Source organism: Paenarthrobacter sp. TA1.8, from assembly GCF_048595705.1.
GTDB lineage: Bacteria > Actinomycetota > Actinomycetes > Actinomycetales > Micrococcaceae > Arthrobacter > Arthrobacter nitroguajacolicus.
The window spans coordinates 4,737,774-4,760,918 of sequence record NZ_CP184287.1; the positions used below are offsets into that span (position 1 = coordinate 4,737,774).

Consider the following 23,145-nt stretch of genomic DNA (forward strand, 5'->3'; position numbering starts at 1 on the left):
CTTAACTGCGACTCAGTTGGGTTCGTTGGAGGGGGAAGCCGCGTCGATGTCGGCGAATACTTTTTGGGCCGTCTTGAAGGCCGAGTTGGCCGACGGAACACTGCAATAGATGGCGGTCTGCAGCAGGATTTCCTTGATTTCATCCCTGCTCAGGCCGTTGTTGAGGGCCGCCCGGACGTGCATGGCGAGCTCCTCCCAATGACCGTGCGCCACCAGTGCCGTGAGGGTGACGGCGGAGCGCATCTGCCGGCTCAGGCCGGGCCGCGTCCAGATGCCACCCCAGGCAATCCTGGTGATCATGTCCTGGTAGTCCTCGGTAAAGGAATCCTTGGCGGCGTTGGCCCGATCCACGTGCGCGTCGCCGAGCACTTCGCGGCGGACCACCATGCCGGCGTCGTAAATGTCCTGGGCGGTGGCATCCGCCTGCACGGCACCATTCCGTACTGTGCCGTTGTCTTCGGAAGCAGTGCTCATCGTCCGTTCTCCTTCATGAAAGTGCGCATCAGCCCTGCCACAGCGGTCGGTGCCTCTGCGGGGGCGAGGTGACCTACGCCGTCGAGCGTTTCCACCGCGGCGAATCCACCGCCCGCCCGAATGCCTGCGGCCGTCTCTTCAGCGACCGACGGCGGCGCTACTGAATCCTCGACGCCGGCAATCACCTGTGTGGGGACAGTGATGCTGCCGAGCTGCTCGCGGACATCGAACACGGCGAGGGCGTCGCAGCAGAACGCGTAGCCGAAGCGGTCGGCGTCGCGTAGGGCGTGCAGGAGGCGGCTGCTGATGTCCGGCTGGCGGTCCATGAAACCGGGACCGAACCAGCGCTCGGCGGAGCCTTGGATCACGACAGGGGTGCCGAGTTTGCGAACGGTTTCGGCGCGCTCCAGCCAGCCTTCCGGCGTGCCGAGCTTGGCGCCACTGCACTGGACGGACAGGCTGAGCAGTCGGTCGCCGTGCTTGATGCCGAGCTGCAGGCCGGTGGCCCCGCCCAGCGAGACGCCCGCGTAGTGGAACCTTGCGCCCGGGCTCACCGAATCGACAAGGTCGACGACGGCGTCAGCCAGTTCCGCCACATCGAAACCTTCGGTGACGGTCGGCGAGATGCCGTGGCCGGGGAGGTCCCAGCCGATGACGTCAAAGTCGGCGCCCAGGAGTGCGGCGGTTTCGGTCCAGAGAACAGTGGACGTACCCAGAGACGGGCCCACCACCACGAGCGGATTGGTTCCCAGTTCGCGCTGCGGGGAGAGCAGCACGCCCTTCACAGTTGGCTTAGCCACGGGCGGTTCCCTTCGAAGAGGTTCCAGTGAATTGCGGGTAAGAAGCAAGGATCCGTCGGCCGATCTGCTGGGCTTCCCCCAGGTAGCTCGCGGGGTCAAGCAGCGCATCGAGTTCGGCGTCAGAAAGCTTGTCCGCGGGGACGGTTTCGCGCAGGAGTTTGCTGTAAATCCGGCCCTGCTCTGCGGTAGGTGCCTTGAGGGTTTCGTCGACGACGGCCTGCAGCTTCTGCTTTCCGTCCTCACCCAGGAGCGGGGCGACGGCGGCCGCCACACCTTCGCTGAGCAGCAGCGGTCCCGAGAGTTCCAGGTTCCGGCGCATCGCATCGGGAAAGACACGGAGGCCCTTTGTGAGTTCGCGAAGGTGCTCGGCTGCGCCCAAGGCCAATGCGAGCAACTGCCGCAGGGCCGGCCATTCGCTGTGCCAGGCGCCGTCTGCTCGCTCGTCGTTGAAGGTCGCAGCACTCAGGTGCAACTGTGATGCCAGCCCCGGAGCCTGCAACGCCGCGCTGCGAATTAGCACCGACAGCACCGGGTTCTGCTTCTGCGGCATGGCCGAGGATACCCCGCGTCCGGCGGCCAACGGTTCGCCGAGCTCGCCCACTTCAGGACGGCTGAGGAACAGCAAGTCCGCGGCGATCTTCCCGAAGGAATCGAGGAGGGCAGCGAGGCCATCCCCCAGCGCCGTGACAGCGAGGCGGTTGGTGTGCCAGGGAGCAGGAGCTGGTGCGAGGCCAAGCCGGGACGCCAAGGAATCGGCCAAATCGAACGGCGTGGAAGCTGATCCCGCAGTCAACCTGGTCCCCGAAGCCAGCGTTCCACCGGCCCCGCCAAACTGAACCGGCAACTGAAGAGACTCCAGCCGGGCAGCCGCAGCCGCGACACCCTGGAACCACTGGGCAGCCTTGAGCCCGAACGTGTACGGCAGCGCATGCTGCGTGAGGCTCCTGCCCACGCACAGCGTTTCCGCATGTTCCCCTACCAAGGTGGCGAGCGCCGTCGTCGTGCTCCTTACGTCAACCTGCAAAGCAGAAACGGTGCGGCTGGCGAGCAGCATCAGGGCGGAGTCGAGGACGTCCTGGCTGGTCAGCGAGGTGTGGACAGCTTTGGCCGCGCCGATGCCGGAGGTGTCCAAGGACTTGACCCGGGCGCGCAGGTCGCCGAGCAGCGGAATCACCGGGTTGCCGCCACCTTGGGCGCGTTCAGCGATTTCGGCTGCGTCATATGAGCCGGCGTCGGCGGCTTCGGCCACCACAGCGGCGGAGCCGGCAGGGACCAGCCCCGCTTCCTCGAGGACACCGGCCCAGGAGGCTTCGACGTCGAGGATTGCCGCAATGACGGCATGGTCGCCCGTCAGTGCCGCCACAGCGGACGACGCCGAGACGGGGCTGAGGAGGCCGAAGTCGCCGTGGGTCATGCCTTGTTTTCCCTTGCAGAATGATCGGCGTTGACGCTGGTTTCCAGCGAGCCGTCCTGTTGGAAGTCCAGGAAGACGGTCTCATCGCCGCCCTGCAGGCGGATGTCCCAAGTGAGGCCTCCGTCGGGGTCGCGGCGGGCGATGAGCGTCTTACGGCGTTCGGGTTCCAAGGAGCGCAGCAGCGGATCGTTGGCCAGTGCTTCCTCGTTTTCCGGCAGGTACACGCGGGTGAACAGGCGGTTCATGAGGCCGCGGGCGAAGACGGCCACGGAGATGAAGGCGGCCGCACCGGGTGCCGTGGGGCCGGGGTTGACCGTGGTGAACGTGTACACACCGGAGTTGCCAACAGAGCCGCGGCCCCAGCCGGTGAACGTGTAGCCGTCGCGGACCAGGGAACCGGTGCGCTGGACGATGTTGCCGTCGGAATCCGGCTGCCAGATCTCCAGGATGGCGTCCGGGATGGTGCTGCCCGAGCCGTCGTATACCGTGCCTTGCAGGCGGATGCTGCCGGGGCTGCCTGGTGCCAGCAGTTCGTTGTCCTTGTTGAAGGGAAGTGCGTAGCCATAGAAGGGGCCTACGGTCTGGCCCGGTGTGGGTGTCAGCTTGCCCATGTGCTTACTCCTCGTCCCCGGCGTCGCCGTATGCTTCGTTTTCCGTCCAGGTGCGCTTGGAACCGGTAAGGATAATGTCCCACTTGTAGCCGAGCGCCCATTCAGGGCTGGTGAGCTCATGGTCGTACTCTGCCACTAGGCGGTCGCGGGCGTCCTGGTCCACGATCGACTGGTAAATGGGGTCCAGCGGGAACAGTTGGTCACCCGGGAAGTACATCTGGGTGACGATGCGCTGCGTGAACTCCGAACCGAACATGGAGAAGTGGATGTGCGCCGGACGCCAGGCATTCAGGTGGTTCTTCCACGGGTACGCGCCGGGTTTGATGGTGGTGAAGCTGTAGGAACCGTCGTCACCGGTGATGCAACGGCCGACGCCGGTGAAGTTCGGGTCCAGCGGGGCGGGGTGCTGATCGCGCTTGTGGATGTAACGTCCGGCGGCGTTGGCCTGCCAGATCTCCACGAGTTGGCCGGCAACAGGGCGACCGTCGCCATCAAGTACACGGCCTGCAACGATGATGCGCTCACCCTGCGGCTCGCCGTTGTGCTGGATGGTCAGGTCGGATTCCAGCGCGTGCACGTCCTGGTGGCCGAAAGCGGGCGAGTAAAGTTCGATCGTCTCCGGGTCCGCGTGGTGCAGGCTCTTGGTGGGGTGGCGCAGGATGCTGCTGCGGTACGGCGCGTAGTCCAGACGCGGCATGGTCTCCGGCCCCCGGCCGTTCTTCAGGGCCTCCGCGTAGCGGTCGCTAATGCCCTTCATCTCAGCACTGAGGTCCGCTTGGGTTTCCACCTTCTTGGGGGAAACGTGCGCGGCGTGCGCCTCTGCGGGTGGTACGAGTTCCTCGGATTCGAGCGCTTTTGCGGTAGTGACTTGTGCGGTCTGTTCTTGCGGCACGGCCGGCTCCTTTCGGTTTATGGGTTCTCTTGGTTTGCTGGGCGGCGGCGGGCCTAAACCCGGTGGAGCGAGTCGTATTGGACGGCGTGGCGTACGGGAGCATTGGGCGCCCCGTAGCCGTCGTAGTTGCCCCGGCGTTCCACCATTTCGAAGAACACACTGCCCACGGTGGCGGTGTAGAAGTGGAGGAATTCGCCGTTGGCGTCCCGGTCATACAGGAGGTTGAGCTCCTTGAGGGTTGCAAGGAATCCGGATTCGAGATCGAACCGGGCGTCCAGGTCCTCGTAGTAGTTGGCCGGAATCTGCAGGAACTCGAGGCCACGATCGCGCGCAGACCGGGCAGTCGCCACGAGGTCGTCCACAGCGAAGGCGATGTGTTCCTGGTACGTTTTGCGGGCTGCCTGTGCCTGCTGCGCGGGTGCCAGATTCAAGACCAACCTGACCGCTCCGTTGCTGGTCTCCATGACCTGCGAGCGAACCAGCCCACTGGGGCTGGGGACCTCGGCGAAAGGCTGCGGTTCAAGGGCAAGGGCGCTGGTGTAGAAGAGGACAGCTTCGTCAAAGTGCTGCCAGGGCTGGGCGAGGTTCACGTGGTCAATGACGGCATTCTGCTGCGCTGCGGAGTGATCCAGCCCTTCGCCGAATTCATGCGTCCATGCAGCGGTGCCATCGGGGCTGCCCTGGCACAGGAAAATCTCGGTGGAGTCCGGAGCTGAGATGCCTTGGAAGACTTCCTCGTCGGCTTGGACCTTGCGAGCCACTACCGGCGCCTTGAGTTGCTGGGCGCGAGCGGAGGCAATCACCGGAGAGTCGACGTCGAACCCCAATGCTGCGATAGCCGGTTCCGAGTGCGAGGCTGCTTGCTCGTTGATGATCACGCGGGCTTGGCCCATGGTCCAGAGCTGGACGTCCTTGGTGCGGTGCCGGCCCTCGAATCCGAAGCCGAGCTGGCCCAGGAGCTTCTCGAGCTGCACGGTGTCGTCGGCCTTGACCTCGGCGAAGTTGAAGCCGGAGGGCTCGTTCACTTTGGGCAGCGTGGCAAGTTCCATGGGATAACGACGGCGGGACGCACTGCCGTTGCCGGCCGCGGTTTCAGTTTCCGTGGGGCTACTCGCGAGCCACTTGGCGCTCTGCTCCTCGAGCCAGATCAAGGAGCGCATGGCGTCGACGGCCGTGCGCTCGGTGTCCGACTGACGGAAGACGTCGTTGAAGACTTCGAGGGAGACCGGACCTGTGTATCCTGCGCGGACTACATGGCCCATGAACTTGGCGAGCTCAAACTGGCCCTCACCCGGGAAAACACGGTAGTGGCGGCTCCAGGAGAGCACGTCCATGGACAGTTTAGGGGCGTCGGCAACTTGGACGAAGAAGATCTTGTCCGCGTTGATGTTCTCGATCGGCGCGGTGTCCCAGTCGCGGGAAAGGATGTGGAACGAGTCCAGGCAGGTGCCGAGGTTGGGGTGGTCAACCATTTCAATCAGACGGTGCGCGTGCTCATAGTCGTTGACGTACTTACCCCAGGCGAGGGCCTCGTAGGCAACCTTGACACCGTGGTCCCCGGCCAATTCTGCAAGCTCGGTCAGCTGCGCGGCGCGGAGTTCGTCGTCATCAATAGTGGCCGTGGCCACGTTGGAGCAGACCAGGATGGTGTCCATTCCCAAGCGGGACATGAGCTTGAACTTAGCCTCGGCCCGGCGAAGGTTGGCTTTGAGCAGGTCCGGAGTGACGCCGTCGAAATCCCGGAACGGTTGGTAGAGGTCCAATCCCAGGCCGAGGTCCGCGGCCATTTTCCGGACGTCTTCGGGGCTGTGCGGGGACGTGACGAGGTCCTGCTCGAAGATCTCGATGCCGTCAAAGCCCGCAATGGCGCAGGCCTGCATCTTCTCCTTCAACGTGCCGGACAGGCAAACCGTGGCGATTCCGGTGCGCATCAGTTGCCCGCCTTCGTCAGCTCGGGGGTCAGGGCAGCCGCAGCGTCTTCCACTGCGATCAGCTCCAGGAAGTGCGCCCGCATCCGTTCACGATCAGCTTCGCGTCCGGTGATGAGTTGGAAGGCGTCGGCCGCCTGGCCGACTGCCATCCGGCCTCCGTCGAGGACATCGCAGCCCTTGCCACGTGCCTCGCGGACCAGTTGCGTTTCGATCGGGCGGTACACGATGTCCGCGACCCAGTGCCGGGGTTCCAGGAGATCGATGTCGAGGGGCAGGCCCGGGTGCTCGGCCATGCCGATCGGTGTGCAGTGCACCAGGCCGTCGGCGAGGGGCATGATCCCGCTTAGCTCTGCGGTAGTGCGCGGCGTGACTGTGGCCGCCGGGAAGAGTCCGCCGAGTTCCGCGGCGCGTTCCGCGGCGCGGGATGGGTCCATGTCAACGAGGTCCAGCGTGACGACCCCTGCTTTGAGGAGCGCATACGCGACGGCCGAACCGGCACCGCCGGCACCAAGCTGGACCACGCGGTCGAGCTTTGCGCTCGGCAGCCCAGAGGTGAGTGCCGCGCCGAAGCCGGAGAAGTCTGTGTTGTGGCCGATGAACCGGCCGTCCTGAATGAGGACCGTATTCACGGCACCCAGGCGACGGGCGTCGTCGGAAATTTCATCCAGGTGCTCAAGCACCAGCTGCTTGCACGGGTGCGTGATGTTCAGTCCGTTGAAGCCCATCCGCTGGGCTGCGGTGAGGAGGTCCCCGACGGCGGTAGCCGGCAACGCGAGTTCCAGCAGGTCGATGGGGCGGTACAGCAAGCGAAGGCCCTGCACATCGGCTTCGCGTTCGTGCATGGGCGGCGTGAGCGAGGGCATGACGCCTTCGCCTATGAGGCCCACCAGAACGGACTCGGCTCGGTTGCTCATCCTAAAGCTCCTTTGACTTCAGCACCTCGGACTTTAAGCGCTTTCTGAGGGCGCTGCCTGACCGGGTGTTTTTTAGATTACTACATGTGTTCATAATCCGCACGCTTGTTCTTATCGCGAACATTCATGCCAGGCGGTGCGTTGCGAGGCCTGCTTTACACCCTTCGTCGCCCATTTGGCGCGCAGAGCGGGCCTCGCAACGAGTGGGTCATCGCTGGGGTAGGCGGGCCGCGAGTTCAGCCGCGGCCTCCTGGAGGGTGGGTACGTGCGCTATAAGTTCTTCCATGGACATGCGGAACACCGGCACGGCGGTGGCCAGTGATGCGAATGCGTGCCCCTGGGAATTGAGGACCGGCACCGCAACTGCGCGCATGCCGATCTCGTTTTCCTCGTCCATTACTGCGTACCCCTGGCGGCGAACCTGCTCGATTTCCTCCCGAAACTTGTCCCTGTCGGTGATCGAGCGCTCGGTCAATGGATCCAGGGGCAGCTCCTCAAGGAGCCGCTTCCGCTCAATCTCGTCCTCGAACGCGACGATCGCCTTGCCTACGGAGGTGGTGTGAAGCGCCCCCAGGTGGCCGGGGTCACTGGTGACGCGAAAGGTCTTGGGGCCATCCACCTTGTTCACGGTGAGGTGATGATTGCCATCACGAACGGACAGGATCGTGGCCTCATGCGTACTCTCGGTGACTCGCTGGAGGACCGGTAGCGCGGTGGCAGCAAAGCCATGATGATTCGAGACGCGCTGACCCAGCTGGAAGACGCGCAGCCCCAGGTGGTAGCGACGGCCATCCGGCTCGTAGTCCACGAACCCATCGCGCGTCAGCGAGCCCAAAAGCCTGTAGGTGGTGCTGAAGGGGAGGTTCGCACTCCTCGCCAGATCCGCCGCACTCGCCCCACGGGGTTCATTGCCCAGTAAAACCAACAGGCTCAAGGCCTTACCGACCATGTCGGTCTTTGTGTCCTCTTTCACACTCATAGCTCGATGCTCTCATATAGTGAGAGCTATTTCTAGATGGTGGCTACTTCTCTTGACAAGTGACCCCACTCACAGTCAGTATTGCTGTATTGCACAAGTAGCTCTCACCATGCGGTTACTCGTGCAGGGATCGACCGGCCGCACCTCGCTTGGGTCTCCCCAAAGAAGCCAGATCCGCGACATCGTCGTCACAGAAGGAACACCCATGAGCCAAACAATGCCGTCAGCGACGCCAGGCACTGAAACCACCGCCGGAACGCCAAAGAAAGCTGCGCTTGCCAGCTTCCTGGGCAGCGCCGTCGAGTACTACGACTTCTTCATCTTCGGCTCTGCCGCGGCGCTGATCTTCCCCCACGTCTTCTTCCCCTCCGCCGATGCCAACGCGGCCATCATGTCCTTCGCGACCTTCGGTTTCGCCTACATCGCCCGTCCCGTGGGTGCCGTGATCCTGGGTCACTTCGGTGATCGGATTGGCCGGCAAAAGGTCCTCATGTTCACGCTGGTCCTCATGGGTGCCGCCACTTTCGTGATTGGTTGCCTCCCGGACTTCAAGACCATTGGCTGGTGGGCTCCCATCCTGCTGGTAGTTGCCCGCCTATGCCAGGGACTTTCTGCCGCTGGTGAGCAGGCCGGTGCTTCCTCCATGACTTTGGAGCACGCCCCGGACAACCGCCGCTCCTTCTTCACCTCTTGGACCCTCACCGGCACCCAGGGCGGCCAGATCCTCGCTGCGCTGGTCTTCATCCCGGTGGTGGCACTGCCCGACGACATCAAATACGGCATCGGTTGGCGCATTCCGTTCTGGCTGAGCGCCGTGGTTGTTCTGGTGGCCTTCTTTATCCGCCGCACTCTCCACGAGCCGCCGGCCTTCGCGGAAGCCAAGAAGAACAATGAGATCTCCAAACTCCCCGTTGCCGATCTCCTGAGGCTGCACTGGCGCGACGTTCTCCGCGTTGTCTGCTGCGCCTTCATCGCCGCAGTGAGTACGGTCTTTGGAACACTGGCCATCAAATACGCCCAGGATGTTGCAGGCGTCAACAGCACCATCACGCTCTGGCTGGTGGTTGCGGCCAACGTTGTTGCTTTGGGAACGCAGCCGCTGTTCGGCATGCTCTCGGACAAGATCGGCCGCAAGCCCGTGTTTATCTACGGAGCCCTTTCCAGCGCGATCATGACGCCGGTGTTCCTGCTGACCCTCGAAGGCGGCAACGTGCCGCTGATGTTCCTGGTCTCCGTGGTGTTCTTCTCCTTCGGATACGCCGCCGCCAACGCCGTATGGCCGTCCTTCTACGGCGAAATGTTCAGCACCAAGGTCCGTTTCTCCGGCTTGGCTATTGGCACCCAGCTCGGATTCCTCATGGCAGGCTTCGCACCGGCCATCGTCACGGCTTTGGGTGGCACCGAGCCCGGAGGATGGGTCCAGATCTCCATCTTCACCGCGGTGATCTGTGTGATCGCAGCTGTCTCGGCCATGACAGCCCGTGAATCAGCCAAAACTCCCACCACGGAACTCGGCCTGCACAAGCAAGCCCAGCACTAAACAAGCCCAGCGCTCCTTCCGGGTTACCTGTCCTGGAGCGTGGAAATGCCCGGCACGTCATCCTGACATGCCGGGCATTTCGTTGTCCCTAGGCTCTTTGCTGCGTGGACAACGGAAATCAGGAACTATCGCGGGTCCAGCACCACCGTTTGGAACGCCCCCCGGCCGGTGCCTGTGTAGAGGAATAGTGCGCCGTTGCCGGCCACGCCAACCACGGAAGGATTGCCCGTCCCGGTAAAGGCATTACCCAAGGCTGCGAAGGAACTAAACATGTTCCATCCAGCCCCCATGGCCACCCGGGCCAGGAAGCCTCCGTTGCCGTTGCCCGGGTAGAGCCAGAGCGAGCCATCGGTTCCACGGGCCATGATGTCTTCCCAGCCGTCACCGTTGAAGTCGCCGCCCTGCATCACGGAATTGAAGATGTTCCAGCCGGTGCCGATCTGCCGCCACGGCTGGAAACCTCCAACGCCATTACCTGGGTAGAGCCACAAGCTCCCATCGGCAGCCCGCGCCACAAGGTCCGATTTGCCGTCACCGGAGAAATCGCCCGGTGCGAGCATCTCTGTAAACCCCTGCCACCCTGTGCCGATCTGCTTTCGGGCCAGGAACTGCCCGCGACCATCCGTCGGGTACAGCCACAACACCCCGTCGGACGTGCGCGCCACAACGTCCGGGTGGCCATCGCCATCGAAATCGCCTGCAGTGAGGACCGAATTGAACGCACCCCAGCCCGAACCAATTTGGACTCGCGGCAGGAAAGCGCCCGAACCATTCCCGGGGTAAAGCCACAGGATGCCATCGGTGCCGCGCGCCAGAATGTCGGCGACAGCATCGCCGTCGAAGTCTCCCGCCTCCCACACCTGGCTGAACTGGTTCCATCCGGCCCCAATGGCCAGGCGTTCGGCAAAACCTGAGCCGCTACCCGGGTAGAGGCGCATGGTTCCCGCCGATGTCACCGTCAGGACGTCGGAGCGCGTGTCACCCGTGAAGTCTTGCCCGCCCACGATGTCGCCCACGGCATTCCAGCCACTTCCGACGGCGATGCGCGGCACGAAACCACCCCAACCATTGCCGGGGTACAGGTAGAGAGTGCCGTCGCTGGCCCGTGCGAGCAGTCCCGCTCCGGCACCGCCGAAGGAACCGTCGGAAGTGATGCTGGTGAAGCCGTTCCAGCCCGAGCCGACCTGCGACCATGCATGGAAACCCCCCTGACCGTCGCTTGGGTAGAGCCAGAGCGTGCCGTCCGGCTTGGTCGCCATGACATCGGGCCGGGCGTCGCCGTCGAAATCCCCCATACCAATGAGGTTCGAGAAGCCCTGCCAACCGGATCCGACCTGCCGTTTCGCCAGGAAACCGCCATTTCCGTCACCTGGATACAGCCAGAGGACTCCGTCGCTGGTGCGCGCCAGGATGTCGCCCCGACGATCGCCGTTGAAGTCCGCGATGCCGGTGATGGCGTCGAAGATGTTCCACCCCGAGCCGATCTTTCGGGGATTATCAAGCCTGTTGCCGGGCAGGCCGGCGTAGAGCATCAGGGAGCCGTCAGCCTCGCGGGAGAGGACATCGGCGAGCCTGTCGCCGTCGAAGTCTCCCGCCGAGAAGCGGATCTTCGCCGTGAGCTTTGGATCGGCAAAGATAGTGACCGACGCCGACGTGGTGGACACCGAATTGATGGTCACCTGAGTGCCGGTATAGGTGGTGAAAGTGCTGCCCGCCTGCCATGCGTGGTTGCTGGCGTACCAGGCTTCCGGGAACGGCTTGGTGGACGGCATGAGGATCAGGGACGAAGCGATGGTGGCTCCGCCGCGCTGGACGATCTTAACACCCCTGTTTCCGGCCGGCCTTCCCGAGTCGTCAAGGTAACTGTCATAGCCTGCGGCCTGCCGCAACTCCAGGTAATAGACCTCTTTGCTGATGGGATCGGTGAACTTGATGGCACGCTGTGCTTCGGTCCCGCCCCACGGTTTGAGCGTGTAGGTCTTGGCTCCCGTTGCCACGCCAACATCACGGATTTCATCACCACGGCCAAATCCTGCGTAGTCCCACAGCGAGCTGCTGACCACGGGTGATTCAAATTGGGCTGCGCCCATGATGTCCGTGGTGTCGCCGTACTCCCGGATGTAGCAGGAAGGATCCGTGAACCGTCCGCTACCGTCAACTCCGACGTCGGACGCGCCACTGCCGCACTGCAACGCGTCCGCATGCATGAGGCCGATGACGTGCCCGAACTCGTGGCTCATCACGTTGTTCGTGAACCCGCTGATCTGCGGCAGGAGGACGCGGCCACTGTAGCTTCCGCTGCTGTATCCGGCTCCGAGGGCGTTTCCGGACAGAGTGGAGGTAGGAATGAAAATTACCAGCGCCGTATACGGACTGGCCGACCAATTCAGTTCGCTGGTGATGATGGAAATGATGGTGCTGTAGCTATCCGTGGACTTCGCCTTGGATTGGTGGCCGGCAACCTTGGTGTTCACCGTCATGGACAGCTTGTTGGCTGTCATCGCTTTCCAGTAGTTGCTGGACGCCGCAACAGCCTGTTCAGCGCCCGTCATGGACACCGCATTGGTGTTGTCTGCCAGCTTGGCCGTGACCAGCCGAACCCGGATGTCGCCGCTGGGTCCCACCGCTGCCGGACCAGCGTCGGGCGACGTGTTGAACGGCGTGGCGAGCTCGGGGGGAACCTCGAACGTATGCTCCGAGTGCGGAGTTCCCTCCACGAACTGGACATTTGGGTTGTCAGGTCCGGGCAACGGCACCGCAGTCGCGGGGGTTTGTACAAAAAACAGGCCGGTAGCAAACACCACCAAGCCTGTAGACAACGCGATTGTTCGCCGTAGCGCACCCATTCGATCTCCCCGGGGACGGAGCCAGTGGTTGCTGTGAGACTCAACAACCGAGATCAGGCTACAACCGGGTAGGCGGCGATCCCGGCAGGCGGGGCTGGCCACGTGGAAACCCAACCATCCCGGAATGCTAACGGGACCCTAACCAGGCCGAAATACCGTGGCAACATAGCCGCGCCACACTGGAATAGCCGGCAAGTGCAGGCACCAGCTCCAGCCAGGAGGAAACCATGCTGAAGGAAGCCACCACTCACACAACACGCATACGTGCTATCAGCCAGCTCCACCGCGGAGACGAGATCGAAGCCCGCCTGTCCGTAGGGCCCGCTTACGACGACGTAGTGATCCGCCGCGGACGCGTCCAGGAAACGGCGCCGGGAATCGGCGTTGTGTGGATCATGGACCACGCCTCCGGGATGCGGAAAGCCATCAATACTGACGAATGCAGCGTTTGGCGCGTCGCCTGATCCGGCTTGACCCCAAACCCCTCTCAGCCGCCGGCCACGGATTGGATGATCAAAACCTCCTGGCCGGCCGCAACCTCCGTATCAAGACCTTTCACACGCCGGATCTCATCACCGTTCACGTAAATATTCACGTAGCGGCGCAGCGCCCCGGTTTCATCACGCAAACGCCTGGCCAGTACTGGATAATCTCCGGTTACCGAGTCCAGCAACTGTCCAACGGTCACAGCCCCGTCGGCGGACGCAGTCAGATAGGACTGTCCGCCTACGAGGGGCTGCAGGACGCCAGGCAGCAGGACCGTAAAGTCAGCCACGACCGGCCTACCCAGACACCGATGCGTTGGCTTTTGTTTCGGGTTCGGCAGATGCGCCCACTACGACGGCGGCACGCACGCAGAGCACGTCCGGCAAGTGCGACGCCACTTCAGTAAATGTTTCGCCTTCGTCAGCACTGGCATACACAGCGCCCCCGCGGGTTCCAAAGTACACGCCGGTAGGTTCAGCGGTGTCCACGAAAGCGGCGTCCCTGAGCACGGCGTTGTATTCGTGGTCCGGGAGGCCTGTGTGCAGTTCTTTCCACGTTCCGCCGGCATCGTCTGTGCGGTGGACGCTGAGCTTACTGTCCGGCGGGATGCGTTCGCCGTCCGCGTTCAAGGGGATCACCCACGCCGTGCCCTCGCGGCGCGGATGGGTCAGCATGACGAACCCAAAATCTGCCGGCAGCCCGTCCGCGATTGAGTCCCAGTTCTCGCCGCCGTCGTCCGTGCGGTACACCCCGTGGTGGTTCTGCGCGTACAAACGATTCTCGACGGCGGCATCCGCCGCGATCTTGTGAACGCACTGGCCGAACTCGGGGTTGGGATCAGGCATGAAGTAGGCCGAAATTCCCTTGTTGCGGGGCTCCCAGGAGGCACCGCCGTCGAGCGATCTGTAAACGCCGCCCGTGCTCATGGCGATGTGGACCTTCTCGCCTGACGGATCAACCACAATGGAGTGCGCGGCCGCTCCTCCGTAACCGGCGCCCCACTCGCTGCGGTGGGGGTGGTCCCAGAGTCCGCGGTTCAGCTCAAAGTGTTCGCCGCCGTCGGTTGATTTCCACACCGATATGGGCTCACAACCGGCCCAGACCACGCCTGGTCGGGAGTTGGCGTCGGGGTATATCTGCCAGATGCGTTCCAGCGCGGCGTCTGTGCCGTCCGGAAATCTAATGGCGCCCTGCTCGGGCTCGGTCCAGGTGGCGCCAAGGTCGTCGGAGTGGGCCACTGTGGGACCCCAGTGCTCGGATCGTACGCCAACCATAATTCGTGTAGTGCCGTTCCGCGTGTCTATCCCGATGCTGGGTATCTCACTCATCAGGAAGTGCGGGCCGGAGAGGGACCATTCTTTGCGGTCCGGGCTGGTTGCCAGCCACAGGCCTTTCTTGGTCCCGATCGCGATGACGTAACTCTCTGCAGTAGCCATGATCCCCATCGAACCATCAGGGCGTATGGGTGGCAACGGTTTTTTGCTCTTATGTGGATAGTCCGATTTCCGGGCAAAACCCTCCTTACGGTTACAGTGTGGCCAACCTCAGAATCGTGACGCGAAAATCGAGAAAAACTTTTTCCCGTGATGTGGCGGCCGTTGTCCACTGATTGGAAGAAACGTGCTTGACTGTGGTTCGCGGTCAAAAGGCCGCAGCAACTTACTGGGGGAATACATGTTTTGCGAGGTCAAAGAGCCATGAGACCAACAAAAGGGAATTCCGCGGTGGTCGGCCGGTAGCAGGACCACGCCATGATTGCAGCCTCCATGCAAGAGGGAACGATAGTCCTGGACCCGTTCTCCGTAAGAATGGTCCTCGCGGCCGTCATCCTAACCCTGATAGTTCTCTCCTGTGTCTCCTCCCGGCGCCTCCGGTCACCGTTCACCGATTGGTGGCGGGCGTCCCTGTGCCTTTTCTTTGCCGGAAATTGCGCCTTCCTGCTCAACGGGACTTCCTTACTGGCGTGGGCCAATCCGCCCGGCAAAGCGCTAGTGGTCGCCGGAGCATACAGCGTCTGGGCAGGAGCACGAAAACTTCGGGACCGTAAAATCAGCGCTTGGCAGCTGGCACCGGCACCCCTGATCACCTACGTTGCGTCGGTGCTGGACACAGCGGAATCCAGTCTCTGGTCCGGTGGTTTGGTCTATCTGGGCCTGACAGCGGCAGGCCTTGGTATGTCCGCGGCAGAAATGTGGTTCGCGAAATCAACCCATTCCCGGGCGACCAAGTTCCTGGCCCTCACCGCCGCACTTACCTCCCTGTACTACCTGGGCCGGGCAATCACGTTTGTGCTGGAAGGGCATGATGGGAACTTGTTCCAAACCGTCTTCGGCTATGCGCCGGCGGCCCTGGTACACCTAATTTTCCTGGTGTCGCTGTCCTTCACCATGAACGCGCTCAGCAATAACCACCTGATCAGAAAACTCAGGGAACGCGCCGAACGGGACCATCTCACCGGCCTGCTGAACAGGGGCGCCTTCCTTGGCCTGGCTGCCAATGAGCTGGCCGGCCAACGAGGAGGGGCCTTGATCCTGGCGGACCTCGACTACTTTAAAGCCGTCAACGATGAACACGGACATGCGGCCGGGGACGCAGCCTTGTGTGCCTTCGCCGAGGCCTGCACCGCTTCGGTTCGGTCAACCGACCTTGTTGGACGGTATGGCGGAGAAGAATTCATCCTGTTCCTGCCGGGAGCGACGCAACAGCGGGCCGAAGCCATCGCCTCAGAGATCAGCCATCGCCTATCCGCAATGGAAGATCCGGATGGTTTGCCGTTTCCCACAGTCAGCTATGGCGTCACGTCCACTGGTACTGAGGCTCCCGACCTGGATTTCATGATCAAGGTGGCAGACGCCGCGCTATATAGCGCCAAGGCCCAGGGACGTAACAGAGTCGTGGGCGCAGACCCCGCGGAAATTTCACTGCCCGAGTTTCACCAAGGGCCGTAGTGCAAGCGCTTGGTATCGCGTTGTGTGACGTTATGCCTAGGCTGTGGGTGGCAAGTGAGAGTTCCCACCCGTGGATGACTGAAAACAACGATGATGGAGATCAACGATGACTGAAGCAAACACCAACGCACGTGCACAACAGCTGAAAGCCCTGCACGAGGCACCGGAAATCCTGAGCGTGGTTAATGTGTGGGACGCCGTCAGTGCCCGCACTGTTGCAGAACTCCCTGAAACCAAGGCCATCGCCACTGCAGGGCATTCCATTGCTGCAGCCTTCGGCTATGCCGACGGAACCATGCCGTTGGACGTCGCGCTGGATGGGGTCAAGCGAATTGTCGACGCCGTGGACCTCCCGGTCACTGCCGACTTGGACGACGGGTACGAGAACCCTGCCGAGACCATCCGCCGGGCGATTGGGATCGGCGTCGTTGGGGCGAATGTTGAGGACCGCTTGCGGCCCTTCGACGAAGCCGTTGCCCGTGTGCAGGCCATCATTTCGGCCGCCGCGGACGAAGGCGTCGCCTTCCAGCTGAACGCACGCACTGACGCTATCGCCCGGGGTGGGGATCGTCCTATCAACGACAGCATCGAGGACGCCATTGCCAGGGGCCGCGCCTTCCTCGACGCCGGCGCTTCGCTGGTCTTCGTGCCCGGCGCCATGACCCGCGAGGTCATCGAGCCTCTGGTTGAAGGCCTCGGACACGGGAAGCTCTCCGTGATTGGCGCACCCGGCGCCCTCCCGGCAGCAGAGCTTCAGAAACTTGGTGTGGCCCGTGTTTCCTATGGGCCCTTTACCCAGCGGGTGGCTCTGCGGGCACTTCGGGACCTGGCCACGGACCTCTATGGTTCGGGCGTGGTCCCTACTGACACGCCTGCGCTGAACTAACTGACGCCTGCCTGTCCCGCCTTTCGTGGCGGGACAGGTCAGGACCCTGAACGGGTGTCGAACGCGGCCGCCGATTCCCGAAGCAGGCGGGCCACCGTGTCCAAGGGCAGGCTGGCGGCCTTTCTCCGGTCGAACCTCCGCAAGGCGATGTGCCGGGTCCCCAGGCCGGGAACATCCAGGATGTCCACTTGGTCATGGACAACTCCCGTCAGCGCCAGGGTGGGCACAATCGCAACCCCCTCACCAGCAGCGACGAGTGCCAGCGCGGTAAGTGTGTCGTGATACTGATGAACAGTCTCAATCCGGGCACCTGTCGAGTGACGGAGGCGCCCAAGAACTGCAGTGTTGGCCGCTGATGGCTCGACTCCCAGCCACGGCAAGTGCAACCGGCTCAGGTCAATGTTGTCCGTTCCCAGCAAGGTTCCTGCGGGCACCACGAGCTTCCACGGCTCGTCAAGCAGGGGTTCCTGGACCATTCCGGCCGCCATCGGACGCTGCTCTGCCGCCGTCGAATCCTGTTCGATCACCACAGCATCGAGCTGTCGCTGCCGGAGCAGCCGCATCAGAGCCGGAAAGCCGTCCTCAACGATCTGAATCTGCAACTGGGGGTATTGGCTGCGCCATTCGGGAAGTCGCGGGATCACCACGGTGCGCATGAAGCTGGTGAATCCGCCAACCCGCACCACCCCCGCAATATTGACTTCGCTTTGCATCCGGGCCCGGGCCACGTTGAGTGCCCGTTCTATCTCTTCCCCTGCCTCGGCCATGGCCAAACCTGCAGGTGTAAGCACTGAACCTTTGGGGGTGCGGAGGAGTAGCGCCTGCCCAGCCTCGTTCTCGAGTTTGCTCAGCTGCTGCGACACTGCGGACGCCGTAATCCGCAATTCATCAGCTGCCGCAAGGACGCCTCCAGTGCGCGCGACCGCAAGAAGCACGAGCAACCGGCGCGGATCCATCTCCATGTTAAGTACTCCTAAACACCGGCTTCAGAATATTGCAATTGAACTAAATGGCTTCCTCACTCAATATTGACTCAAAAGCACGATTCAGTCGCCCAACACCGACTACCGAATCAAGCCCCCATCCCGGATCGAACGCCGCCCGTCGGCTTCATTCGGATGCCCAAATCCTGAAAGGACTCTCATGGAACTGCTGTTCGAAATTGCCGGTTGGGCCGGCGCAGTGGCGATGCTCGGCGGCTACATGGCGGTGTCCATGGGCTGGTTGCAGGCGGGCAGCACCTTCCAGACCGTAAATCTTTTCGGTTCGTGCGCCTTTATCGTCAATGGCACGCTCCACGGAGCCTGGCCCTCCGTGGTAACCAACGTGGCTTGGTTCTTGATTTCGGCGGTGGCACTTCTCCGCATGAGGGCCAAGGAGCGGCCTGCGCGGGCTGCGGCCCAAGCTCAAGAGAGCCCCTCGCTTGGTCCGGACACTGCCGCCCAGGTCATCGTCACGGCCGCTCGGCCAGCCGCCAGCTGCGCCTAGCGGGTTCGCAGGGAACTGCCGCCCCGCTGGGGACAGGCCCCGTAACTCCACGAACTCCGTCAGTCCACGAATTCCGACTGGGTCTCGATGAAGTCCCAATCCGCAACGGTCAACACACCACTGACCTTGTCCGGATGAGGCCCGCCGGCCTCGGCAATGTGCTGCAGCACCTGCAGCGGCAGTTCTTCGGCGCGCAGGTTTTCGCGCAGCCATTCCTTGCTGTCCAAGTGCAGATCGAGCCACCACATGTAGATTTCCATCGCGGACCGCCTTCCTTCGGATGAGCCGTGGACCCGAATTAACCGTAGGCCCCGTCAGGAACGTCTACAAGGGTGCGTGTGAGCCCAAGTAGCTGTTCAAGCACGCGCCGCAGCGCAACAATAAGGGTATGGCTGCGGAAGGTTTCAACGGACGGATCCCCTTGGTGGTCGGAGTGCTGCCGGATCAGCATGTGGAGGTCCTCCAAACTGCCAGGACCCTCGCCGAGCAAATGGGGGTGCCGCTGGTTTGCGCCTATGTGGATGAGGCCAGCTATCTGGTGGAGTGGGACCCCTCGCGCGAGACACACCGGATGTCGCTGCATCCCGAAAAGGATGACGAGGACGTCGCGGCCGTCCGTGGTGTTCTGGGAAAGGCCATCGCGGAGGCCATGGACGGCGGCACGGCGGATTGGACTTTGCGCTTGCTCGCCGGGGATCCTGCCCGTGCCCTGGGCCGCTTGGCCTCGGATATTGATGCGTCGATGATCATCGTAGGGACCCCTGAACCTGGATTGGGGCACCGGATTTCCGAAGCCCTGAACGGCTCGGTGGCAGCCTGGCTGAGTCATCACCAACGGCGGCCGGTGCTGATTGTGCCGCAAAAGAAGAGGCATGAAGCTGCCCATAAAAACTAAAGCGAAAGTACTTATTCGAGGTGGTGGCGAAGGCGTCGCACGGCACGTAGAGTAATTACTGCAGGACGGCGAGAGCCCCTGCTCAAAGACCGCTCCGGAGTGCGTATCCCCCAATAACGCACTCCGGAGCTCTTTGTTTAAGCGACGGTTTACCCCGCGTGCGGCCACCACCTTCTTTCACGCAAAAACGGCCCCGACACACCCTTTTGTAGGCGCGTCGAGGCCGTTCTCATTTCAAAGTGGGTGGTGACGGTTCAGCTCGCGGGGATAAGCGCACGACGCCGCCACTTGGCTTGGGTGCCGCCAGCTCACCTGACGGAAGTCCGGCTGCCGCCAGCTCACCTGACGAACGTGTACAGCAGCGCCGCCATACCGAACCCCACTATGGAGAGCACCGTTTCGAGCACGGTCCACGTCTTCAGGGTGTCCTTGACTGACATGTTGAAGTACTTGGAGATGATCCAGAATCCGCCGTCATTCACGTGGCTGGCGATGATGGAGCCCGACGAGATGGCCACCACGATCAACGCGAGCTGCGGCTGCGAGTACCCCGAAGCGAGGCTTGGAGCCAGGATGCCGCCGGTGGTCACGATTGCAACAGTGGCCGAGCCCTGGGCGATGCGCATGCCGGCGCTGATCACGAACGCGGACAGGATGATGGGAAGCCCGGCCTGGGACAACGTATCCGCCACAGCCTTGCCAACACCAGTGGCGGAGAGGACGGCACCGAAGAAGGCACCCGCGCCAACAACCAGCAGGATCATGCCCACGGGACGCAACGAGGAACCCGTGATTTCGCTGAGTTCGGCGGAGGTCATGCCGCGGCGGATTCCCAGGAGCCACATTGCCAGGAGCACAGCGACGGTCAACGCAATGGCCGGGTTGCCGAAGAACTGGAGGATGTCGCGGAATGTGCCCGCGGGAGCGAAGATGTTGCCGAACGTACCGCCGAGAATGAGGATCATGGGCAAGCCGATGGCCAGCAGGACCAGCCCGATGGACGGTTCGTGACCCTTGGCGGCGTCGGACTCGGGGACGATCCGATCCTCCGGGACCGAAACCATGACGCGCTTGCCGATCCAGGTACCCCACAGGATGCCCGAAGCGAACCATGCAGGAATACCGCAGATGAGGCCCATGAGGATGATCCAGCCGAGGTCCACGCCGAACAGTCCGGCTGCAGCAACGGGGCCGGGGTGCGGAGGAAGGAAGGCGTGCGTCACGGAGAGTCCTGCGAGCAACGGCAGTGCGTAAAGGGCCAGCGATTTGCCGCCACGGATTGCGGCGACGTAAACAAGCGGAGCAAGGACAAAGATGCCGATGTCGAAGAACACGGGGATACCCAGCACGAAGCCGGTGATACCCATGGCCAACGGAGTGCCCTTTTCGCCGAAGATCTTCACCAGCCTTCCGAGCAGCACCTCAGCACCGCCGGACCGCTCAAGAATGGCACCGAGGACGGTGCCGAGGCCGATGATTACCGTGATGTGGCCAAGGATGCCGGCAAAACCCTTTTCAATCAGGGCGTCGCTGCTTTTGGTGGCCGAACCGACGAGGGCCTCCACGGAAATCCCGCCCACCAGAGCCACGATCACACCGGTTCCCACCAAGGCGATGAACGGTTCGAGCTTGACCTTGATGATCAGGAACAGCAGCAGGGCGATGCCGGCACCTGCCAGGAGGAGCAGGCCGGCGGTGTCGTGCCGCAGCCATTCAAGGAATTCAGTCATGACGAGTCTTTCTGGGTAAGTCCTACTTGAGGGTGCCGGTGAAGGCTGCGGCACGTGCCGCGATGTCTGCCCAGTCACCTGCAGCAACGGCTGCGGGCGGGACTACGCTGGTGCCGCAGCAGACTGCGGCAGCACCGGCGTCGAGGTAGCTCTTGGCGTTGGAGGCGTCGATGCCCCCCGAAGGCAGCAAGCGGATGCCCGGGTACGGGCCTTGCAGATCCTTCAAGTACGCCGGGCCGAGCTGGCGGGCGGGGAAAATTTTGACGGCGGCCGAGCCCAGGTCCAGGGCCTGCGCCACCTCCGTGGGGGTCATGGCGCCGAGGCTGAACGGGATCCCGGCGGCGACTGCGACGGCGGCGACCTCGGGGCGAAGGCCGGGCGTCACCAGGAACTGCGCACCGGCGTCGATGGCTGCACGGGCTTGGTCTGCGGTCATCACCGTGCCGATTCCGACGGCGGCACCATGCTCCGCCGCCGTCTCCGCCGCACGCTGGACGTGCTTGAGCACATCCGGGGTGGTGTACGTGAGTTCGACGCTGCGGATGCCGCCGTCGGACAGTGCACGGCAAAGATCGGCGGCGTCCGTGATGGACGGGGCGCGGACCACGGCCAGGGTTCGGCCGGCTTCGAGCTGCTGGAGGAATTGTTCAGGAGTCATGCTGTCCTTCTCTGGTGAGGCCGTCGCTGCTGCGACGGAGGGCCCGGCCGGCGCGGGCACCGGTGGCTTTGCCGCCGTCGATCGCTGCCGTGCCGTTGACGAAGACGTATTGGATGCCGCTGGCGGCTTGGCGTGGATTCTCAAAAGTGGCTTCATCGCGGACGGTTTCCGGATCGAAAAGCACGACGTCGGCCGCATAGCCTTCCCGGATGAGTCCCCTGTTGTGGAGCTTGAGTCGTGCGGCGGGCCGGCCCGTGAGGTGATGGACCATTTCCTCGAGGCTCAAGAGTCCGAGGTCCCGTGAGTAGTGGCCAAGGTAGCGCGGGAACGTGCCCCAGGCTCGCGGGTGTGGCTTGGCCCCGACCAGGAGTCCGTCGCTGCCGCCGGTGTGGGTTCGGTGCTTCATGATGGCCTGGACGTTTTCCTCGTGGCCCACGTGCTGGAGGATGCCTGTGCCGAGACGGTCTTCTGTGAGGATCTGCGCGAACACGTCGAACGGCTCCTGGCCGCTCCCTGAGGCGATGTCCCTGATGGTTCTGCCGACGTAACCCGCGAGCGCCGGGTTCTGCACGCCGCTGATTTCCAAGGTGTCCCACTCGGCCACCACGCCGTGGCAGCCGTCGGAGCCGTAGATCTCCACGGCTTCCCGGATGCGGGCCCGGGTGGTCGGGTCGGCAAGCCGGGCCAACGTTGCTTCTGTCCCGCCCGATGACGCCCAGCTCGGCAGGATCGCGCTCAACGTGGTGGCACCTGGGAGATACGGGTAGGTGTCCAGGGTGATGTCCACGCCGTGGTCCAGGGCTTCGTCGATCAAGTCCAGCAGTTCCCCGGCACGGCCCTTGTTTTCCGCGAAGTTCATGGTGGCGTGGGAGAGGTGGAGTGCGCAGCCCGTGTCGCGGCTCAGCCCGATCATCTCGGCGTAGGCACCCAGTGCGCCTTTGCCGTAGGAGCGATGGTGCGGCGCGTAGAAACCGCCGAGCTCGCCCACGGTCCGGCAGAGTCCAGCCAGTTCCTCGGTCTGCGCATACATGCCCGGCGTGTAGGTCAGCCCCGAGGACATTCCCACCGCACCTTCCTCCATCGCCGCGCGGATGATGTGCTGCATCTGCCGCTGCTGCTCCGGCGTGGGGTCACCTTCGGCGAAGCCCATCACCATGGCCCGGACGGTTCCTTGGGGAACGAGGTATGCGGCGTTGGTGGCGATGCGGCCACCGTTTTCTTCCGCGTCGAGCCGGTCGAGGTACTCCCGTACGGTCCGCCAATTCCAGTCAAAGTCGGCCGGATTGTCGTTCCAGCCGGCGATCTTCTCGCGGACACCTGCGAGGGTGGCATCATCCACGGGCGCGTAGGACAAGCCATCCTGGCCCAGCAGTTCGGTGGTGACACCTTGGCTGAGCTTGGCGTAGTGGTCCCTGTTCACCAGGAGCTGCAGGTCCGAGTGTGCGTGCATGTCGATGAAGCCTGGACTCAGGACCAGACCGGTGGCATCGATGACGCGGTCCGCGCCGGTTTCGCTGAGGGAATCGGCGTCGAGCGTTCCGGCGTCGACGACGGCGGCAATCACCGCGCCGTCCAGCAGGACGTGCGCACGGCGCCGGTCTGTTCCCGTTCCATCCACCAAGGTGGCATTACTGATGAGGGTCTTCATGGCAT

22 protein-coding genes are annotated in these 23,145 nt (G+C 63.2%); 6 read left to right on the plus strand and 16 right to left on the minus strand.

What is annotated here, in order from left to right; all coding sequences use genetic code 11:
• Positions 1-12 precede the first annotated feature (12 nt).
• The 8 genes from pcaC to ACNAOT_RS22140 all read right to left on the minus strand — a co-directional run bounded on the left by pcaC (position 13) and on the right by ACNAOT_RS22140 (position 8,015).
• Positions 13-474, minus strand: coding sequence for a 4-carboxymuconolactone decarboxylase (pcaC, locus tag ACNAOT_RS22105; protein ID WP_420179423.1), 462 nt, complete (start codon positions 472-474; stop codon positions 13-15).
• On the minus strand, positions 471-1,274 hold the full coding sequence (locus ACNAOT_RS22110) for an alpha/beta fold hydrolase (RefSeq protein WP_420179424.1): 804 nt from the start codon (positions 1,272-1,274) through the stop codon (positions 471-473). Before ACNAOT_RS22110 ends, pcaC begins: the two co-directional genes overlap by 4 nt.
• The gene (locus ACNAOT_RS22115) at positions 1,267-2,688 is read right to left on the minus strand and encodes a lyase family protein (RefSeq protein WP_420179425.1); all 1,422 of its coding nucleotides are present in this window, start codon (positions 2,686-2,688) and stop codon (positions 1,267-1,269) included. The genes ACNAOT_RS22110 and ACNAOT_RS22115 overlap by 8 nt, the downstream gene beginning before the upstream one ends.
• Positions 2,685-3,299, minus strand: a complete 615-nt coding sequence (gene pcaG / locus ACNAOT_RS22120; RefSeq protein WP_178994502.1) for a protocatechuate 3,4-dioxygenase subunit alpha — start codon at positions 3,297-3,299, stop codon at positions 2,685-2,687. The genes ACNAOT_RS22115 and pcaG overlap by 4 nt, the downstream gene beginning before the upstream one ends.
• A 4-nt stretch (positions 3,300-3,303) precedes the next feature.
• Positions 3,304-4,191 (minus strand): protocatechuate 3,4-dioxygenase subunit beta, encoded by an 888-nt coding sequence (gene pcaH, locus ACNAOT_RS22125; RefSeq protein ID WP_091463993.1) that lies wholly within the window; start codon positions 4,189-4,191, stop codon positions 3,304-3,306.
• Between the two features lie 53 nt (positions 4,192-4,244).
• Positions 4,245-6,122 (minus strand): bifunctional sugar phosphate isomerase/epimerase/4-hydroxyphenylpyruvate dioxygenase family protein, encoded by a 1,878-nt coding sequence (locus tag ACNAOT_RS22130; protein WP_420179426.1) that lies wholly within the window; start codon positions 6,120-6,122, stop codon positions 4,245-4,247.
• Positions 6,122-7,036, minus strand: a complete 915-nt coding sequence (locus ACNAOT_RS22135) for a shikimate dehydrogenase (protein WP_420179427.1) — start codon at positions 7,034-7,036, stop codon at positions 6,122-6,124. Before ACNAOT_RS22135 ends, ACNAOT_RS22130 begins: the two co-directional genes overlap by 1 nt.
• 208 nt (positions 7,037-7,244) lie before the next feature.
• Complete coding sequence (locus ACNAOT_RS22140; RefSeq protein WP_364308512.1) at positions 7,245-8,015, minus strand: IclR family transcriptional regulator; 771 nt, start codon at positions 8,013-8,015, stop codon at positions 7,245-7,247.
• Between the two features lie 205 nt (positions 8,016-8,220).
• On the opposite strand from ACNAOT_RS22140, the gene ACNAOT_RS22145 reads away from it, so the two are divergent.
• On the plus strand, positions 8,221-9,555 hold the full coding sequence (locus tag ACNAOT_RS22145; protein ID WP_420179428.1) for an MFS transporter: 1,335 nt from the start codon (positions 8,221-8,223) through the stop codon (positions 9,553-9,555).
• Positions 9,556-9,680: 125 nt separating this feature from the next.
• On the opposite strand, the gene ACNAOT_RS22150 is transcribed toward ACNAOT_RS22145, so the two are convergent.
• Complete coding sequence (locus ACNAOT_RS22150) at positions 9,681-12,401, minus strand: FG-GAP repeat domain-containing protein (RefSeq protein ID WP_420179429.1); 2,721 nt, start codon at positions 12,399-12,401, stop codon at positions 9,681-9,683.
• A 227-nt stretch (positions 12,402-12,628) separates the two neighbouring features.
• On the opposite strand from ACNAOT_RS22150, the gene ACNAOT_RS22155 reads away from it, so the two are divergent.
• Positions 12,629-12,865 (plus strand): hypothetical protein, encoded by a 237-nt coding sequence (locus ACNAOT_RS22155; RefSeq protein WP_017197342.1) that lies wholly within the window; start codon positions 12,629-12,631, stop codon positions 12,863-12,865.
• Between the two features lie 23 nt (positions 12,866-12,888).
• On the opposite strand, the gene ACNAOT_RS22160 is transcribed toward ACNAOT_RS22155, so the two are convergent.
• Both ACNAOT_RS22160 and ACNAOT_RS22165 read right to left on the minus strand, forming a co-directional pair.
• Positions 12,889-13,176, minus strand: coding sequence for a MoaD/ThiS family protein (locus ACNAOT_RS22160; RefSeq protein ID WP_017197341.1), 288 nt, complete (start codon positions 13,174-13,176; stop codon positions 12,889-12,891).
• Between the two features lie 7 nt (positions 13,177-13,183).
• Positions 13,184-14,332 (minus strand): WD40/YVTN/BNR-like repeat-containing protein, encoded by a 1,149-nt coding sequence (locus ACNAOT_RS22165; RefSeq protein ID WP_420179430.1) that lies wholly within the window; start codon positions 14,330-14,332, stop codon positions 13,184-13,186.
• A 306-nt stretch (positions 14,333-14,638) separates the two neighbouring features.
• On the opposite strand from ACNAOT_RS22165, the gene ACNAOT_RS22170 reads away from it, so the two are divergent.
• Positions 14,639-15,835 (plus strand): GGDEF domain-containing protein, encoded by a 1,197-nt coding sequence (locus tag ACNAOT_RS22170; protein ID WP_420179431.1) that lies wholly within the window; start codon positions 14,639-14,641, stop codon positions 15,833-15,835.
• A gap of 106 nt (positions 15,836-15,941) precedes the next feature.
• A complete protein-coding gene (locus ACNAOT_RS22175) occupies positions 15,942-16,721 on the plus strand; it encodes an isocitrate lyase/PEP mutase family protein (protein WP_420179432.1) in 780 nt (259 codons plus the stop codon).
• 38 nt (positions 16,722-16,759) lie between these two features.
• Here ACNAOT_RS22175 and ACNAOT_RS22180 read toward each other — a convergent pair whose 3' ends face one another.
• Complete coding sequence (locus ACNAOT_RS22180; protein WP_091464020.1) at positions 16,760-17,683, minus strand: LysR family transcriptional regulator; 924 nt, start codon at positions 17,681-17,683, stop codon at positions 16,760-16,762.
• 181 nt (positions 17,684-17,864) lie between these two features.
• On the opposite strand from ACNAOT_RS22180, the gene ACNAOT_RS22185 reads away from it, so the two are divergent.
• Complete coding sequence (locus ACNAOT_RS22185) at positions 17,865-18,209, plus strand: CBU_0592 family membrane protein (protein WP_420179433.1); 345 nt, start codon at positions 17,865-17,867, stop codon at positions 18,207-18,209.
• A gap of 59 nt (positions 18,210-18,268) precedes the next feature.
• Here ACNAOT_RS22185 and ACNAOT_RS22190 read toward each other — a convergent pair whose 3' ends face one another.
• Positions 18,269-18,469 (minus strand): hypothetical protein, encoded by a 201-nt coding sequence (locus ACNAOT_RS22190; protein ID WP_011776649.1) that lies wholly within the window; start codon positions 18,467-18,469, stop codon positions 18,269-18,271.
• A gap of 128 nt (positions 18,470-18,597) precedes the next feature.
• Here ACNAOT_RS22190 and ACNAOT_RS22195 point away from each other — a divergent pair, with 128 nt between their 5' ends.
• Positions 18,598-19,104: a universal stress protein gene (locus ACNAOT_RS22195; RefSeq protein ID WP_420179434.1), complete on the plus strand. Its 507-nt coding sequence runs from the start codon at positions 18,598-18,600 to the stop codon at positions 19,102-19,104.
• A 338-nt stretch (positions 19,105-19,442) separates the two neighbouring features.
• On the opposite strand, the gene ACNAOT_RS22200 is transcribed toward ACNAOT_RS22195, so the two are convergent.
• From ACNAOT_RS22200 to ACNAOT_RS22210, 3 genes are read right to left on the minus strand one after another with little or no spacing between them, the layout of a single operon-like run.
• Entirely contained in the window at positions 19,443-20,834 is a 1,392-nt protein-coding gene (locus ACNAOT_RS22200; protein ID WP_420179435.1) for a GntP family permease, read from the minus strand.
• A gap of 22 nt (positions 20,835-20,856) precedes the next feature.
• Positions 20,857-21,492: a bifunctional 4-hydroxy-2-oxoglutarate aldolase/2-dehydro-3-deoxy-phosphogluconate aldolase gene (locus tag ACNAOT_RS22205; RefSeq protein WP_420179436.1), complete on the minus strand. Its 636-nt coding sequence runs from the start codon at positions 21,490-21,492 to the stop codon at positions 20,857-20,859.
• A complete protein-coding gene (locus tag ACNAOT_RS22210; protein WP_420179437.1) occupies positions 21,482-23,140 on the minus strand; it encodes an N-acyl-D-amino-acid deacylase family protein in 1,659 nt (552 codons plus the stop codon). Before ACNAOT_RS22210 ends, ACNAOT_RS22205 begins: the two co-directional genes overlap by 11 nt.
• Between the last annotated feature and the right edge of the window lie 5 nt (positions 23,141-23,145).

What these genes read in the sequence shown, in the direction of transcription:
- pcaC (WP_420179423.1), bottom strand. Translation starts at nt 474, where the DNA reads ATGAGCACTGCTTCCGAAGACAACGGCACAGTACGGAATGGTGCCGTG.
- ACNAOT_RS22115 (WP_420179425.1), bottom strand. Translation starts at nt 2,688, where the DNA reads ATGACCCACGGCGACTTCGGCCTCCTCAGCCCCGTCTCGGCGTCGTCC.
- pcaG (WP_178994502.1), bottom strand. Translation starts at nt 3,299, where the DNA reads ATGGGCAAGCTGACACCCACACCGGGCCAGACCGTAGGCCCCTTCTAT.
- ACNAOT_RS22130 (WP_420179426.1), bottom strand. Translation starts at nt 6,122, where the DNA reads ATGCGCACCGGAATCGCCACGGTTTGCCTGTCCGGCACGTTGAAGGAG.
- ACNAOT_RS22135 (WP_420179427.1), bottom strand. Translation starts at nt 7,036, where the DNA reads ATGAGCAACCGAGCCGAGTCCGTTCTGGTGGGCCTCATAGGCGAAGGC.
- ACNAOT_RS22140 (WP_364308512.1), bottom strand. Translation starts at nt 8,015, where the DNA reads ATGAGTGTGAAAGAGGACACAAAGACCGACATGGTCGGTAAGGCCTTG.
- ACNAOT_RS22145 (WP_420179428.1), top strand. Translation starts at nt 8,221, where the DNA reads ATGAGCCAAACAATGCCGTCAGCGACGCCAGGCACTGAAACCACCGCC.
- ACNAOT_RS22150 (WP_420179429.1), bottom strand. Translation starts at nt 12,401, where the DNA reads ATGGGTGCGCTACGGCGAACAATCGCGTTGTCTACAGGCTTGGTGGTG.
- ACNAOT_RS22155 (WP_017197342.1), top strand. Translation starts at nt 12,629, where the DNA reads ATGCTGAAGGAAGCCACCACTCACACAACACGCATACGTGCTATCAGC.
- ACNAOT_RS22165 (WP_420179430.1), bottom strand. Translation starts at nt 14,332, where the DNA reads ATGGGGATCATGGCTACTGCAGAGAGTTACGTCATCGCGATCGGGACC.
- ACNAOT_RS22170 (WP_420179431.1), top strand. Translation starts at nt 14,639, where the DNA reads ATGATTGCAGCCTCCATGCAAGAGGGAACGATAGTCCTGGACCCGTTC.
- ACNAOT_RS22175 (WP_420179432.1), top strand. Translation starts at nt 15,942, where the DNA reads ATGACTGAAGCAAACACCAACGCACGTGCACAACAGCTGAAAGCCCTG.
- ACNAOT_RS22180 (WP_091464020.1), bottom strand. Translation starts at nt 17,683, where the DNA reads ATGGAGATGGATCCGCGCCGGTTGCTCGTGCTTCTTGCGGTCGCGCGC.
- ACNAOT_RS22185 (WP_420179433.1), top strand. Translation starts at nt 17,865, where the DNA reads ATGGAACTGCTGTTCGAAATTGCCGGTTGGGCCGGCGCAGTGGCGATG.
- ACNAOT_RS22190 (WP_011776649.1), bottom strand. Translation starts at nt 18,469, where the DNA reads ATGGAAATCTACATGTGGTGGCTCGATCTGCACTTGGACAGCAAGGAA.
- ACNAOT_RS22195 (WP_420179434.1), top strand. Translation starts at nt 18,598, where the DNA reads ATGGCTGCGGAAGGTTTCAACGGACGGATCCCCTTGGTGGTCGGAGTG.
- ACNAOT_RS22200 (WP_420179435.1), bottom strand. Translation starts at nt 20,834, where the DNA reads ATGACTGAATTCCTTGAATGGCTGCGGCACGACACCGCCGGCCTGCTC.
- ACNAOT_RS22205 (WP_420179436.1), bottom strand. Translation starts at nt 21,492, where the DNA reads ATGACTCCTGAACAATTCCTCCAGCAGCTCGAAGCCGGCCGAACCCTG.
- ACNAOT_RS22210 (WP_420179437.1), bottom strand. Translation starts at nt 23,140, where the DNA reads ATGAAGACCCTCATCAGTAATGCCACCTTGGTGGATGGAACGGGAACA.